Source organism: Mycobacterium rhizamassiliense (genome assembly GCF_900157375.1).
In the GTDB taxonomy this organism is placed as follows: Bacteria; Actinomycetota; Actinomycetes; order Mycobacteriales; family Mycobacteriaceae; genus Mycobacterium; species Mycobacterium rhizamassiliense.
The window spans coordinates 4,007,502-4,022,772 of sequence record NZ_LT721901.1; the positions used below are offsets into that span (position 1 = coordinate 4,007,502).

Annotated in this window: 12 protein-coding genes and 1 pseudogene; 9 read left to right on the plus strand and 4 right to left on the minus strand. The window is 62.7% G+C overall.

Translation table 11 applies throughout. From position 1 onward, the window contains the following. Positions 1–116: 116 nt before the first annotated feature. Positions 117–935 (minus strand): alpha/beta fold hydrolase, encoded by an 819-nt coding sequence (locus tag MRAB57_RS19365; RefSeq protein WP_077090701.1) that lies wholly within the window; start codon positions 933–935, stop codon positions 117–119. A gap of 185 nt (positions 936–1,120) precedes the next feature. Here MRAB57_RS19365 and MRAB57_RS19370 point away from each other — a divergent pair, with 185 nt between their 5' ends. Continuing rightward, positions 1,121–3,670, plus strand: coding sequence for an excinuclease ABC subunit UvrA (locus tag MRAB57_RS19370; protein ID WP_077088779.1), 2,550 nt, complete (start codon positions 1,121–1,123; stop codon positions 3,668–3,670). A 76-nt stretch (positions 3,671–3,746) separates the two neighbouring features. After that, a pseudogene (locus MRAB57_RS28635) lies at positions 3,747–4,148 on the plus strand (cytochrome P450); the annotation flags it as partial. Between the two features lie 66 nt (positions 4,149–4,214). On the opposite strand, the gene MRAB57_RS19375 reads toward MRAB57_RS28635, so the two are convergent. Continuing rightward, complete coding sequence (locus MRAB57_RS19375) at positions 4,215–5,138, minus strand: class I SAM-dependent methyltransferase (protein ID WP_157900635.1); 924 nt, start codon at positions 5,136–5,138, stop codon at positions 4,215–4,217. Positions 5,139–5,597: 459 nt separating this feature from the next. Here MRAB57_RS19375 and MRAB57_RS19380 point away from each other — a divergent pair, with 459 nt between their 5' ends. The 4 genes from MRAB57_RS19380 to MRAB57_RS19395 all read left to right on the plus strand — a co-directional run bounded on the left by MRAB57_RS19380 (position 5,598) and on the right by MRAB57_RS19395 (position 9,970). After that, positions 5,598–6,257 carry an HAD-IA family hydrolase gene (locus MRAB57_RS19380; RefSeq protein WP_077088781.1) on the plus strand — a complete coding sequence of 220 codons (660 nt, stop codon included), beginning with the start codon at positions 5,598–5,600 and terminating at the stop codon, positions 6,255–6,257. 329 nt (positions 6,258–6,586) lie between these two features. Then, the gene (locus tag MRAB57_RS19385; RefSeq protein WP_077088782.1) at positions 6,587–7,792 is read left to right on the plus strand and encodes a fatty acid desaturase family protein; all 1,206 of its coding nucleotides are present in this window, start codon (positions 6,587–6,589) and stop codon (positions 7,790–7,792) included. An 89-nt stretch (positions 7,793–7,881) separates the two neighbouring features. Beyond that, positions 7,882–8,742 carry a macro domain-containing protein gene (locus tag MRAB57_RS29675; protein ID WP_425436765.1) on the plus strand — a complete coding sequence of 287 codons (861 nt, stop codon included), beginning with the start codon at positions 7,882–7,884 and terminating at the stop codon, positions 8,740–8,742. 22 nt (positions 8,743–8,764) lie between these two features. Further along, complete coding sequence (locus tag MRAB57_RS19395; RefSeq protein ID WP_077090702.1) at positions 8,765–9,970, plus strand: cytochrome P450; 1,206 nt, start codon at positions 8,765–8,767, stop codon at positions 9,968–9,970. A gap of 1 nt (position 9,971) precedes the next feature. Here the strand turns inward: MRAB57_RS19395 and MRAB57_RS19400 are convergent, their stop codons facing one another. Continuing rightward, positions 9,972–10,478, minus strand: coding sequence for a nuclear transport factor 2 family protein (locus MRAB57_RS19400; protein WP_108638108.1), 507 nt, complete (start codon positions 10,476–10,478; stop codon positions 9,972–9,974). 88 nt (positions 10,479–10,566) lie between these two features. On the opposite strand from MRAB57_RS19400, the gene MRAB57_RS19405 reads away from it, so the two are divergent. The 3 genes from MRAB57_RS19405 (at position 10,567) to MRAB57_RS19415 (ending at position 13,732) form a co-directional block, all read left to right on the plus strand. Then, the gene (locus MRAB57_RS19405) at positions 10,567–11,235 is read left to right on the plus strand and encodes a TetR/AcrR family transcriptional regulator (protein ID WP_077088784.1); all 669 of its coding nucleotides are present in this window, start codon (positions 10,567–10,569) and stop codon (positions 11,233–11,235) included. A 61-nt stretch (positions 11,236–11,296) separates the two neighbouring features. Then, positions 11,297–12,769 (plus strand): aldehyde dehydrogenase family protein, encoded by a 1,473-nt coding sequence (locus tag MRAB57_RS19410; protein ID WP_216823748.1) that lies wholly within the window; start codon positions 11,297–11,299, stop codon positions 12,767–12,769. A 159-nt stretch (positions 12,770–12,928) separates the two neighbouring features. Then, a complete protein-coding gene (locus tag MRAB57_RS19415) occupies positions 12,929–13,732 on the plus strand; it encodes a crotonase/enoyl-CoA hydratase family protein (protein WP_077088785.1) in 804 nt (267 codons plus the stop codon). A 9-nt stretch (positions 13,733–13,741) separates the two neighbouring features. Here the strand turns inward: MRAB57_RS19415 and MRAB57_RS19420 are convergent, their stop codons facing one another. Continuing rightward, positions 13,742–15,010: a sensor histidine kinase gene (locus MRAB57_RS19420; RefSeq protein WP_077088786.1), complete on the minus strand. Its 1,269-nt coding sequence runs from the start codon at positions 15,008–15,010 to the stop codon at positions 13,742–13,744. Positions 15,011–15,271: the final 261 nt, after the last annotated feature.

Here is a 15,271-nt window from a genome sequence, read left to right on the forward strand (position 1 = left end):
TTCTGCCTCCGACGCCAATGCGGAATCAGTTGAGGCACAACATGACAGAACACTGCGAGTACTACTGGCCCTACGCCGTCTTCGACTTCGCCGGATTCCTGGTCTGACGGTGCCGGTCAAGTCGCGATGAACGCCAGCAGATCGGGGTTGAGGACATCCGCGTGCGTTGTCGGCATGCCGTGAGGGTAGCCGGCATAGGTCTTCAACGCGCCGTTCTGCAGTAGGTCGACCGCTCGCGGCACCGCGCTGGTGAACGGAACGATCTGATCGTCCTCGCCGTGCATCACCAGGACGGGAACGGTGATCGCGCGCAGATCCTCGGTGTAGTCCTGCAGCCAGGAAAACACCGTCTCATAGTGCGCCTGGGCGCTGCCGGACATGCCCTGTCGCCACCAGTTCGCGATGATTGCCTCGGACGGCTCCACCCCCGCTCGGTTGAATCCGTAGAAAGGACCCTCCGGCACCGCGCGGAAGAACTCCGATCTATTTCCCAAGACACCCGCCCGCACCGCGTCGAACCACTCCTGGGGTTGCCCGCCCGGATTGTTCTCGGTCTGCAACATGCTCGGTGTCGGGGAGGACACCAATACCGCCTTGGCGACCCGCTCCTGGTGGCGCGCCACATAGCTGGCCACCTCGGCGCCGCCGGTGGAGTGCCCAATGTGGACGGCCTCGTGCAGGTCGAGCTGCTGGGTCAACGCAGCTAGGTCGGCCACCCAGTGCTGAATGTCGTTGCCGTTCCCAGTCTGGTCGGATCGGCCATGCCCACGCCGGTCGTGAGCGATCACCCGATAGCCCTGATGCAGGAAGAACATCATCTGCGCGTCCCAGTCGTCGGCCGTCAGCGGCCAGCCATGGCTGAAAATGATCGGCTGGCCAGAGCCCCAGTCCTTGTAGAAAATCTCGACACCGTCCGACGTGGTGATGGTAGGCATACTCATCCCTCTCGCAGTCGCCTTTCGCGGACGCTCGCCGCGATCGAGTGACAGTCAACCGCAAGCCACAAGTTTTTTCCTGCAAGCTCCCCTCGGAGAGGGATTTTCATTGGCACCGTGGGCGCGCTGCCCGGCAGCAAACATCATGCTTGCTCGGCTGCAGCACGGGTACTCGTTCGAGCACGATGACAGGAGTGTCTGACCGGTCCACGGACGAACTCGACTCTTGCGTGCGCGTTTACGGGACGCGGGTCCACAATCTGCGGGGTGTCGACGTCGTAGCGCCGCGCGACGCTCTGGTCGCGTTTACCGGGATCTCCGGATCGGGCAAATCGTCGTTGGCCTTCGGGACCATCTATGCCGAGGCCCAGCGCCGCTACTTCGAATCGGTCGCCCCATACGCCCGTCGCCTGCTACTGCCAGCCGGCGCGCCAAAGGTAGATGACATCACCGGTCTACCGCCCGCCGTCGCGTTGCAGCAGCGCCGCGGTTCGGCGACGTCGCGGTCGACGGTCGGCACCGTCACCACGCTGTCGAACCTGCTCAGGATGTTGTTCTCCCGCGCCGGAACCTACCCGCCGGGCGCTACGGAACGACTGGACTCCGACGCGTTCTCCCCGAACACCGCCGTTGGGGCGTGCCCCGAATGCCACGGGCTGGGACGGCTTCATCGGGTGACCGAAGAGACGCTGGTACCAGACCCGTCGCTGACCATCCGCGAAGGTGCCGTTGCCGCATGGCCGGGCGCATGGCAGGGCCAAAACCTACGCGACATCCTGGTCACCCTGGGGTACGACATCGACAAGCCATGGCGGAAACTTCCTAAGCGCCAGCGTAATTGGATCCTGTTCACCGATGAGCAGCCAACAGTCGAAATCGATCCGAGCCAGCACCCAGTGCAGGCCGACTATTACTACAACGGAACGTTCTCCAGCGCCGAACGCCACGTCCGTCACACGCTGGCCAACTCCCACAGCGCGATGATGCGTCGCCGGGTGCTCCAATTCGTCGACAGCGTCGAGTGCCCCGTATGCGATGGTTCCGGGCTGCGGCCGGAGGCGCTCAAAGTGACGTTTGCCGGGCGCACCATCGCCGACTACGCGGGGATGCCATTGGCCGACCTTGCGGAAACCCTGCGCCCAACGGCTTCTCGGACCGATTCCGCCGCCGCGTACGAGTCGACAGAATCCGGTGAGCTGACGGAAGTCGCGACAATGATCGCCGCCGACCTGGTCGCACGCCTGCAGGTACTCATCGATCTCGGGCTCGGGTATCTGACGCTTAGTCGCCGCACTCCGACAGTGTCGCCCGGCGAATTGCAGCGGTTGCGGCTGGCCACCCAACTGCGCGCCGGGTTGTTCGGCGTGCTTTACGTGCTCGACGAGCCGTCGGCCGGACTGCACCCCGCCGACGCCGAGCCGCTACTCGACGTGCTTGATCGCCTGCGGCGCGCGGGCAATTCGTTATTTGTGGTCGAGCACGACATGGACGTGGTGCGCCGTGCCGATTGGATCGTCGACGTCGGACCCGGGGCGGGAGAGTTTGGCGGAAATGTGCTCTACAGCGGGCCAGTGCCAGGTCTCGCCGACGTCGGGGAATCCGTCACTCGCAGATACCTTTTCGACGGGGCCGGCCCGCTGCCCCGTCAATCCCGGACGCCTTCTGGGCAGCTGCGGCTGCGCGGGATCTGCTTCCACAATTTGCGAGACCTCGACGTGAACCTGCCACTTGGTATGTACACCGCCGTCACCGGGGTGTCCGGATCGGGCAAGTCAACGCTCGTTGTTAAGGTCCTCGGCGATGTCGTGAACAGCCACCTCGGCACGGGACGCGCAGCCGAGCCGGCCGCATCCGATGACGACGAAACCGACACCGAGATCGCCGATCTCGATCGCGACGCGAGCGTCGGCGTGACGGCAGAAGGTGTCGAGGAGATCAATCGGCTGGTATCCGTAGACCAGCGTCCGATCGGACGCACTCCGCGCTCGACACTGGCGACCTACACCGGTTTGTTCGACGCCGTGCGCCACGAATTCGCCGCGACTCCGAAGGCCCGTCGCCGTGGTTGGACAGCGGGCAGGTTCTCATTCAACGTATCCGAAGGCCGCTGCCCCACCTGTCAGGGTGAGGGGTTCGTCTCGGTCGAATTGCTTTTTCTGCCAGGCACATACGGCACCTGCCCGACGTGTCAAGGAGCGCGTTACTCCGACGAGACACTCGAGGTGCGATACCGCGATCGCACGATTGCCGACGTGCTCGCGATGACCGTCGATGAGGCCTCGGACTTTCTTGCCGACGTAACGAAGGCTGCGCGGAGCCTGAACACGTTGCGTGAGGTCGGATTGGGATATCTCCGCCTCGGACAGCCCGCGACCGAGCTGTCAGGTGGCGAGGCGCAGCGGATCAAGCTCTCCTCCGAACTCCAGAGACCCCGCCGTGGACATACCCTGTACGTCCTCGACGAGCCGACCACGGGGCTACATCCCGCCGACGTGGATCTGCTCGATCGTCAGCTGCACCGCCTAGTCGACGCGGGCAATACCGTGGTGGTGGCCGAACACGACATGCGGATGGTCGCGGGCGCGGACTGGGTGATCGACCTAGGGCCGGGAGCCGGCAACGACGGTGGTCGGGTCGTTGCGGCCGGCGCGCCGAATGAGGTTGCACGTGCGAAACACAGCCGAACTGCGCCGTATTTGGCGAAATGGTTTAACCGTCTCGCCAAGGATGCGTAGTAGATGATGTGTCGATGGCCACCTCGACGGTGCGTTCGATCCGTTCTCTGCTGAGTTCTTCAATGACCCGTACCCGATCTACCGGCGGCTGCGTGATGAAGCGCCGGTCTATCGCAGCGAGGATCTCCACTTCTATGCGTTGAGCCGGCACGAAGACGTCGCGGCGGCATTCAAGGATTTCGAGACGTATTCGTCGGCTCGCGGCGTCACGTTGGACCAGGTCTCGAGCGGCGAGGTCATCAGCGAAACGTTGGTTCAATTCCTGGACCCGCCGGCGCATCGCCGCATGCGTGGCTTGGTCAACAAGGTTTTCACTCCGCGAGCCGTCATGTCCTTGGAGCCCATGGTGCGCGCAACGATCGAGCGGTATTTCTCGCGTCTCGATCCCGACTCGTTCGATGTGGTGGCCGACTTCTCCGCGTATTTCCCCGTCGAGGTGATCGCCACGATGCTCGGCCTGCCAGAAGAGGACCGCCAGGCAGATGAACGTCGGTGCGCAGGTGACCGAAGAGCTAGGTGCCCCGCCAGATGTCGTGCCGGAAACCTACTCCTTGCGGTCGACAACGAAGCGAACCTGGCAGCATTTGTGAATATTGCCGGGACGGAAGCCCGCGATTTCTGTGTCCACGATACGGAAGCCGAGGCTATCAAATAGCGAATGCCACTCGCTAATGCGCTTGAACTGGAATCCAAAATTCATATCGACAAGGCCTTGAGCGACCGAGTTGCCAAAAAAATCAATGAGTATGAGCGTCTGAAATTGTTCACTCGCGGTCAGTTTATTTAATTCGGCTAGCTCGATCTGTCCCGCTGCGGCTCCAAGTGACGCTGCGGGCACGGCGTAGGTGTCCTCCTCGATAATCAACCGCCGTGCAACACGACGCAAATTGATTAACAGGGGAATCAGATCGGGTTCATCAACGTGATGGAGGACGGTCTTGACGATCGCACTGTCGAACATGTCGTCCGCATAGGGGACATCAATAGGTGAAGCCATCTGCCGAAACGGCAGAGCGCCCGCCTCCGGGCCGCGGTAGTCCATGACGTCGGTGGTGTAGCAGTCAAAGCCGGCGCGGGCGATCAGTGCAGCTAAATGACCACGGCCACTGCCGAAGTCGAGTACTTTGCTGCCTGCAATGGCGCCGGCGAGGTTGTTGAAGTCTTGGATAGGCTTGCGCTGTGACTTATACGTCGAGTAGCCCTCGCTGAACCATGATCCGAATCCTTCGGACGTGAAGAATTGCTGATGCACCTCCGTACACACTTGATATAGTTCGCGCCCATCGACGGTTGCCAGCAAATACTTCCACGCATTTTCTAAAAGAACGTTTACTTCGTGAATGCGGTCAGGAAAATGAGATTTATAACTTCTCTCAAATAGCGACATTGTGAAGTTCAGAGCCGCTGTTCCATGCTGCAAAGTCTCATAAATCAAATCGTATTGAGCTCGTTTGGTGGCTGTTGACACCAAGAATCCTTTCGTCGCCCATGCTGAAGACACCTGACGCGGCGTCGTTGGGTAGCGGCAGGCAGGGGCACTACGCAGTTGATTGAATGCATGATATCAGGACAATGCAAATGGAAGATGTCCGACCAAGTCGCTTCATTTAGTTCCATTCGCCTGTACAACGGTGCTAAAGCCGGGTAGTAGCAACGCTGTTCACGGTGGCGAAGGGGCGCAACCGATCTCCTTGACGGTGTCTGGACGAGGGGACTTGACGTGCGGTTTTCCCCGCAGACGACCCAACCGGTTCGACGTGCTGTCGCCGGCCACCAAACGTCAGGCGCAAACCGAGACCGGCCGCTCCCGCCGAGAAACCCTGGCGCCGCATGCACGGCGCTGATGTCAAGTGAGGGCCGCGGGAGCCCGTGTTTCGTAGGGCGCATCCTCGATGTGCGGGTCCTACCCCCACTACGGTTGCAGTCCATGGCGGTGCTGCGCGGCAAGCGGATCTTGTTCGACATCGACGGCACCTTGATCGACTCAACCGCCACAGTCGAACAGTCCTGGCGTACCTGGGCCAAGGAATACGGCGTCGATTACGAAGAGGTGCTCAAGGTCTGTCATGGCAGGCGGACCGAGGATACTGTCGCGCGATTCGTCGGACCCCACGACCTAGTCGCAGCGACGGCTCGGCAACTCGCTCTGCAAGAGTTGGCTGATTTCGATGGAGTCCTGGAGCTACCCGGAGCACGCCGACTGCTTGATGCGCTGCCTCATAGTCTCTGGGCCGCCGTGACATCCGGGCCACGCTCGTTGATGGCTGCTCGTCTAGCGGCAGCGGGGCTTCCAGCTCCGAAGTTGCTGATCGGCGCAGAAGATGTATCAAACGGCAAGCCAAACCCCGAGAGCTACCTCAAAGCGGCTGCCGCGTTGGGCGTCGAGGCGCACGAGTGTCTGGTGGTGGAGGACGCCCCCGCGGGCGTCGGCGCCGGCCGAGCCGCGGGGGCGCAAGTGCTCGCCGTCACGACTACTCACCGCGCCGCCGAACTTGCGGACGCCGACGTCGTCGTGACCGATCTATCCTGCGTTAGCGTCAAAGTCAGCGATGGTGATATCGACTTGCTGATCACCGAAAGCGTTTGACGGCATTCCATTCCGGAAACACAAGGTCCGTCAATGAGATGCCTGATTACATGGTTTGCAGGGTTCAATTTCTGAGGAAGGCACTGACGTCGTTGGCGAACTTACCGTGGTGCTGAAAAAGAAATCCATGTGCCGCTGGCGACGAATACGAGACTCTCCTGGTCACGCCTGTGGCTCTGCTGCAAGCCTAGGCGCGCTCACCTGCGGACCTGTGCATCACGTAAGTCTGTCGGCCAGACGGAACCACGGAACCGTTAGCCGCGTTAAGCGATCAAGTGGAGTGGTCTCGCGGCGGCGCTGCGGCGATGCCAACACGGGGGGAGGAAACCATGGCGATTACTGATGTACCGGCGTTCGCGCACTTAACTGACGCCGACATCGAGCACCTAGGCGTCGAGTTAGACGCGATCCGCCAGGACGTCGAGGATTCGCTGGGGGAGCGCGATGCCCGCTACATCCGCCGCACGATCGGTGCGCAGCGCGCCCTCGAAGTGGCCGGTCGGCTCCTGCTGGCTGGCAGCTCGAAGCGCTGGGCGTGGTGGGCGGGAACCGCGACGTTGAGCGTGGCCAAGATCGTCGAGAACATGGAGATCGGCCACAACGTCATGCACGGTCAGTGGAATTGGATGAACGATCCCGAGATCCACTCCTCGACGTGGGAGTGGGACATGGGTGCGGCGTCGAAACACTGGGTTTCCGCTCACAACGTTCGGCACCACAAGTACACCAACATCCTCGGCATGGACGACGACGTCGGCTATTTCATCCTGCGCGTCACCCGTGACCAACCCTGGCAGCGCTACAACATCGGCAACGTGCTGTACAACGCGCTGCTCGCCCTCGGGTTCGAGTGGGGAATCGGCTTGCAGACAGTCGATTTGGAGAAGTATTTCGACGACGGGCCGGAAGGCGACATCGTTCGTCAGCGGACGCGCGAGTTCACCACTAAGGCCGGACGACAGCTGTTCAAGGACTACATCGCGTTCTCGGCGCTCACCTCGCTGTCGCCAAAGGCCAGCTACAAATCAACAGTGAAGGCCAACGCCGTGGCCAACGCCATCCGCAATGTCTGGGCCAATGCGGTGATCTTCTGCGGCCATTTCCCCGATGGCGCAGAGAAATTCACTAAGACCGACATGGTCGGCGAGTCGAAGGGCGAGTGGTACCTGCGCCAGATGCTGGGTAGCGCTAACTTCGACGCCGGGCCCGCGCTGCGGTTCATGAGCGGCAACCTGTGCCATCAGATCGAACACCACCTGTTTCCCGATCTGCCGAGCAATCGGCTGCACGAGGTTTCGGTGCGGGTGCGCGCGTTGTGCGACAAGTATGACTTGCCTTACACCACAGGCCCTTTCCTGATGCAGTACGGCAAGACGTGGCGCACCATCGCCAAACTGTCGCTGCCGGATAGGTATCTGCGCGACACCGCCGACAATGCACCGGAAACGCGCAGTGAGCGGATGTTCGACGAATTAGAGCCGGGGCGCCGCCCCGGACTTAAGACCGCGATAGCGGCCGTCCGCAAGTGGCGGTGATTTACTGGCGGTATGCCAGACATCTCGGCCGTCCTTGGTGACATAACGAAGCAAGATGTCGATGTCGTGTCAATGCCGCGAACAACGCAATGCGCGGAGGTGGCGGCGTCGATGGCGCCATCCATCGTGCCGGTGGGCCAGCGATCCTCCGCGATTGCGTCGAGAGGTTCCCGAGTGGGTTGGCCACGGGCGACGCCGGATGGACGACCGCGGGTGACCTGCCCGCTCGGTGGGTCGTTCACACGGTCGGGCCGAACTATGCCGCTGGGCAGCGTGACCGCTCGCTACTGGAGTCCTGCTATCGGCGTGCGACGGAAGTTGCCGACGAACTCGGCGCCCGCAGTATCGCGTTCCCGCTCATCAGTGCCGGCGTCTACCGTTGGCCGCTACGCGACGCCGTCCGCGCGGCAATCGACACCCTTGCCGCGGCCGATACGCAGGTCGACGAAGTCAGACTGGTGGCTTATGACCCGACGGCACACACGGAATTGCTTACGCGGATAACGGTCTCAACGGCGATCCGGATCTTGCAAGGGGTCCGAGCCGTGCACGATCGGGGCTACCACAGGGTGCGCGCTCTTCCCGGGATGAGTGCTTCGGGACTTCATTGGCGGGTGGCGATCATGACTGCCAACAATCTGGGCGTCGTCAATCCCGATGCCGCCATTCACTATTCGACAGGTGCATTGAAGCAGTTCGCCGGCGGCAAGGTGACGGTGACCGTGAGTCCCCAGACGGTTGCCGACCTCATTATGGAAACGCTGCCCGAAAATGCACCGACCTCCGACGACCCTGAGTATGTCTCGTGGTTCGCAGATCTGATGCAACTCGTCGAAGTTGAAGGGATGCTACCCATCGCTTATGCCGACGGCTTTGATGACAGCGATGGTTGGGAAGTCGGTTGGGGCAGCGGGATACGCCACCCTCATCCGCCCCTATCGCCCAGGTGACCGCGTAGGACATGATGTGTCGGTGAGCACCTCGACCGTGGCGTTCGATCCGTTCTCTGCTGAGTTCTTCAATGACCCGTACCCGATCTACCGGCGGCTGCGTGATGAAGCGCCGGTGTTCCGCAGCGAGGATCTCAACTTTTATGCGTTGAGCCGGCACGAAGACGTCGCGGCGGCATTCAAGGATTTCGAGACGTATTCGTCGGCTCGCGGCGTCACGTTGGACCAGGTCTCGAGCGGCGACGTCATCAGCGAAACGTTGGTCCAATTCCTGGACCCGCCGGCGCATCGCCGCATGCGTGGCTTGGTCAACAAGGTTTTCACTCCGCGAGCCGTCATGTCCTTGGAGCCCATGGTGCGCGCAACGATCGAGCGGTATTTCTCGCGTCTCGATCCCGACTCGTTCGATGCGGTGGCCGACTTCTCCGCGTACTTCCCCGTCGAGGTGATCGCCACGATGCTCGGCCTGCCAGAAGAGGACCGCCAGGCGGTCAGGCATTTCCAAGACCTGATTTTGGGGCGCGAAGCGGGTAGCTCAGGCATGAGCGAGGCCGGCAAGCAGGCGATGGCCGAACACGGCCTGATGTACTACAACGTCGTGCAGCAGCGCCGCGCCGAACCCCACGACGACATGATCAGCGCGCTCATCGCTGCCGAGGTGGACCGCGACGACGGCACCGCAACGACACTGGATGACCACGAGATCGTCGGCTTTTGCATTCTGCTCGGCGGCGCGGGCGCAGAGACGGTCACCAAGCTGATGGGCAGCGCGATGATGCTGTTTTCGCGGGACCGAGATCAATGGGAACAACTTCGCGCCGACCGTTCCCAGATCCCGGCCGCCGTCGAGGAGGTGCTGCGTTTCGACGGCCCGGTTCAGTACGACTGTCGCTACAGCCTGAAAGAGGTTGAGCTGCACGGCGTCACGATTCCGGCCCATCAGCCGGTGATGCTTCTTCCGGCCTCCGCGAACCGCGACGAACGCGCCTTTACCGATCCCGACACCTTCGATATCAACCGAGACCGCGCGCAAGCGCAGAACCTCGGATTCGGGTATGGCATTCACAGCTGTCTTGGCGCGGCGTTGGCGCGGATGGAAAGCAAGATCGCTCTCGACTACTTGCTTGACCTGCTGCCCTGGTTTGAAGTCGACGCGGACCAGGTCCGGCGCGTCGCGATGACCAACGTCAACGGCTACGCCAACGTGCCGATACGGGCGTCCCGATAAATCACAAGCCTTTCAGCACGGCGTAAGACGGATCGGTGCGGTCGCGGATGGCGGGGCGGCTGGCCATCTCGGTGACTTCCCGGACCTCGTCGAAGTCGAACAACGTCAGGCGTTTGTCGATGCGCCACTGGCTATTTCGCCGCGACCACTCGTCGAGGTACCGGCCCCAGACTCGGACCTGAATGACGTTGTCTTCCTGCATCATTCGTGTCGCGGAATGGAAATAGGTTTCGCTGCCCGCGTGGTCGCCGTCGAGAGTGACGATGGTGTTGCTGACCTGATGCGAATGGTTGAGGGTCAGCAGATGCGAGGCGCAGATGAAATCGATGACGCCGCGGCCGTCGCCCTGATAGAGCGTCTCCCCGTAGTCCGCGGTCGCGTCCTCGTGAAACACCGAGTGCCCCAACGGAATATCGAGCCGATCCACCGCACGGCAATAGCGGTAGATCTGTTCTGTGATCGCGTGCCGGTCGAGCAGTCCCCGCAACTCGGTCGGATCGATTGCCATTTGTTGCTGCGTTTCGACCATTCGGCACTGTAACACCGAGACGTCGCCGGTCAATGAATCTGAAAGCGCCGAGGCCTACGATGCACAGATGGACGAGGGCGTGGATATGTCGCGCCGCCGGTATGACAGTCCGGTTCGGCGGCTTCGCGCTGCGGAGAGCCGTGCGCGAATTATCGCCGGCGCCGCCGAGTTGGTTCGGGAGCTGCCCAGCTGGGATTGGGGAAGCGTGACAATCCAGGCCGTCGCGGACCAGGCAGGCGTCAGCCGCCGGACGGTCTACCGGCACTTCGCCTCGGAGGCCGTACTGCACGCTGCCCTGGCCGATCAGCTCGTGGAGGAGGAAGGAGTCAGCTATCAGGGGCTCACACTCGACCGTCTGCCCGAGGTGACCGGCCGGGTGTACTCGGCTGTAGCAAAGTTCGCCGTGACGCCGTGGGCCGTGGTGCCTGCGCAGTTCCCCGCGCTCGACGCGGACCGTCTGAATGCGCTGAGGTCAGCTGTCGACTCCGAGGTTCCGGACTGGGCTGACACCGATCGAGCGACCGCGGCCGCAGCTCTGGACGTCCTTTGGAGCGTCGCCTCATACGAAATCCTGCTCAGAGACTGGAACCTGGCTCCCGCCGACGCAGTCCGCGTGCAACGCTGGCTGCACACATTGGTCACCGCGGCGCTACGCGCCGGCGAGAAGCCACAGCAAAGGAGTGGCCGCAAAGCAGCAGCACGCCGTGCATCGAAGGGCCGCGGAACCAAAGCTTGACGAATCGAAACAATTCGCGACACACTTGTGCCGTCATATCGGAGCATGATGTGGCGCGGCGATGGTTGGCGTGCCAGGTCGGATGGGAAAAGTCTTGAGACGGTTGCTTATTGACGGCCAGCTGGTGGATCCGGGTCGGCATTACCCCTCCATCAACCCAGCAACCGGAAGTGTCATCGAAGAGGCCCCCGACGCGACGGTCGAGCACGCCGAGAGCGCGATCCGAGCGGCGCGGCATGCATTCGACGACACCGACTGGTCCACGAATGTGGCCAAGCGGGTCCAGTGTTTGCGCCAACTTCACGAGGCGCTCCAGCGCCACCGCGAGGAGTTAGGCCAGTTGACCATCGCCGAGTGCGGTCACACACCGATGCTGGTCGCCGGGCCGGCCCTCGACGACCCGATCTCCGTGCTCGGCTACTACGCCGAACTGGCTGAGAAGTTTGCGTTCACCGAGGACCTCGGAGAGCACGAGTCACGCGGAGCGATGCACCGCCGTTCAGTCGAACGGGAGCCCGCTGGCGTGGTTTCCGCGATCGTCGCTTACAACTACCCGATGCAGTTGGCGCTCGCCAAGCTCGCTCCGGCGCTGGCGGCAGGCTGCACGGTGGTCCTCAAGGGTGCGCCGCAGACTCCACTTCTCGCGGTTGCCTTGGGAGAACTCATCGCCGCGGAAACTGACATGCCGGCCGGAGTGGTCAATGTGATCACCTCATCCGAGGTCGCCGTCGGTGAGGTGCTGACTACTCATCCCGATGTCGACATGATCACCTTCACCGGCTCGACGCCGGTAGGTCGGCAGATCATGGCCGCGGCCAGTCCGACCGTGAAGCGAGTGTTCCTCGAACTCGGCGGGAAATCGGCGCTGATCCTGCTCGACGACGCCGACATCGAGATGCCCGCGCTCATCGCCGCGATGAGCATCTGCTCCCACGCCGGGCAGGGGTGCGCAATCACCTCCCGGCTGCTGGTCCCTCGCTCCCGCCACGACGAGATCGTCGAAAGGGTCAAGGCTCACCTCTCGAATGTCAAGGTGGGCAATCCAACTGAGCCCGGCAACTACATGGGACCCCTCATCAGCCAAGCGCAACGGGAAAAAGTCGACGGCATGGTCCAGCGCGCGATCGAGGCGGGTGCTCAGCTCGCAATGGGTGGACATTCGATCGACGGGCCAGGGTTCTTCTACGCTCCGACATTGCTCACCAATGTCGACCCCGACAGCGAGGTCGCGCAGGACGAATTGTTCGGGCCGGTGCTCGCGGTCATCGCGTTCGACGACGACGACGACGCGGTGCGGATCGCGAACAACTCCATCTTCGGTCTGTCCGGCGGTGTGTATGGCGCCGACACCGACCGCGCGATGGCGGTGGCGCGGCGCATACGGACCGGGACCGTCGGCGTCAACGGCGGAGTGTGGTTCGCTCCGGACGCGCCATTCGGTGGATACAAGCAGTCGGGTATCGGCCGGGAAATGGGCGCGGCCGGACTCGCGGAGTTTCTCGAGACGAAGACCATCGCGGTACCGGTCGGCTGAACGCAACTGGCTTAATCGCTGAGAAAGGCACTGACGTCGTCGGCGAACTCACCGTGACCGTCACCGTGCCGCCCATCACCGAAAGCCTCAAGCCCATCGGTGAGACGCTTGGTAGATGACCCCGATTGTCCAGTTCGACGCCCCGGTAAGTTGCCACGAATGAGCGAAGAAAGAGTTCGTGTACAGGTAGGTCCCAGCGGCGTCGCGATCGTGACGATGGTGCGCAGCGACAAGCACAACGCGCTCGACCAAGCAATGTTCGAGTCGTTGACCGGCGCCGCCGCGCAACTGGCGAACGACTCCTCGGTTCGCGCGGTCGTGCTGCACGGCGAGGGGAAGAGTTTCTGCTCAGGGCTCGACGTCGCCAGCTTCATGTCCGGCCAGGGCGGCACCGGCGTCTTGCTGGAACGCGACGGCGACCGGCTGGCCAATTTCGCTCAGCGCGTGGCCTACGACTGGTCCTTGGTGCCGGCACCCGTCATCGCCGCGATTCATGGGAATTGCTTCGGCGGCGGTCTGCAGATTGCCCTGGGCGCCGATATCCGGATCGCCGCGCCGGAGGCGAAGCTGTCCATCATGGAGGTCAAGTGGGGCCTTGTTCCCGACATGGGCATCACGCAGACGCTTCCGCGACTGGTACGTATCGACGTTGCGAAGGAGCTGACGTTCAGCGGCCGAATCGTCTCTGGGACGGACGCTTTGGCGCTGGGACTGGTGACTCGAACAAGTGACGATCCGCTGGCCTCGGCGCTGGAACTCGCCGAAGAAGTAGCGCAGAAATCTCCCGACGCCGTCCGGGCCGCCAAGCGCCTCTACGACGAGACGTGGGTCAGTGACGACGCTGCTGCCGCCCTGGTGCGCGAATCCGAGCTGCAGGCCGGCCTGATCGGGAAGCCGAATCAACTTGCCGCCGTGGTGGCCGGAATGTCGGGGGAGCAGCCGGTCTTCGTCGACCCCGCCTAGTTGAGCCGCCTACGCCGCGACGAGTTGACGTACGGGTCGTAGCGGTATGGAGATGGCGAGTTCGGTTCCGGGCGACGTCGCGCGCACGTCGAAGTGGCCCCCGGACGCGAGCACTCGCGCTCGCATGGACGCCATTCCGATGTGACCCTCGTCCGCCTTGCGCGCGATCGTCGCCGCCGAGATGCCCACGCCGTCGTCGGCAACACGTAGCGACACCGACCCGTCGCATTGTTGCAAATCGATCCAAACATGTTGCGCATGCGCATGTTTGATGACGTTCGTCGACGCCTCACGCGCCGCGTTGTACAGCACGTCATCGGCCTCGGTGCGCAGATCATCGGGCCAACTGCTCGCGTCAAAACTCACTGTGAGCCCCGCGCGGGCACCAAGGCTGTCCGCGAGTGTGGAGAGCGCCGATTTCAACCCCAGCCGCAGCAGCACGTCCGGATGAAGTTCACGGACCACATCGCGCAGCAGGCCTGAACATTCGAGGAGCGCCGACGCCACACGCTCGGCGGCATCGGCCGAGCCCTCCCGCGCATCCTCGAGGTCCTGGCGCGCAACCAAAATATACTGAAGAGCGCCATCGTGCAGACGTTCCGAAATTGCCTGCCGCTCACGCTTTTCCACCAGTAGCAGCTCCTCTAGCAGCTGGCTTCGCTGCCGCGCCAAGTCCGTGATCATTTCCACCCGGGACCGCTGGATCAGGGACAAGACGACGGAGCCGCCGGCCAGCGCGGCCAAGATGAGCGAGCTCAACAGAATCGACGCCCAGGGCTCCCCGTTGGACGTCCTGGTGATCCAGCACGTCAGCGTGAACACGGACAACGTCGGAATCGCGACCGCCCCACTGATGATGGGATCCAGCTGCGCCGCCGCGATCAACGGGATCAGAAAGAAACCATTCCTCATCACGTCCGACGTCCACGCCTGCGGTGACGTCGCGCCGGTGAGTACCGACAGGACGGACACCACGGTGACGTCGGCGGTCAGCACGAGCAGCGTCACCATGGTCCTGGTGGACACCGTCGTGGGCTCCCGGCGTCGCAGCGCCCACGTGGTCCAGCATCCGATCGCGACCACGTACACCGCGACAACGTCCATGCAGATCAAGTGGTGCCGGGTCGGCGGCTCCCATAGCAACGTCGCCACGATGAAGGCAATCAACACCGCCCGCAACCCGACCTGCAGCGGAATGCCTACCCGCAACGGCCGCCCGACGTCCGGCTCAGCCTGGTGTGCTCGCGGGTCGACCACACGCTGATGCTCTTTGGACATGGACGGCTCCTGTCGTGTCGCGATGGCGGCATCATAACCGCCGTTTTGCGGCAGGAAGGGCGCTCTCGGCGATCGTCGCGGTCGACGGATTGGACGCGTCCAACAGGGCATCAAGGCGGGCGATCCAATTTCGTCGGATACGCATTCAATGTCCCTGCGGCGGCCGCCGGAGATAGGTTTGCTCGTTCCTGGCATTCGGTCGCGCAGTCGGCAACGGTTCACTACGATCAGGGTTGCTAAAAACAGGTTGCCCTACAAATT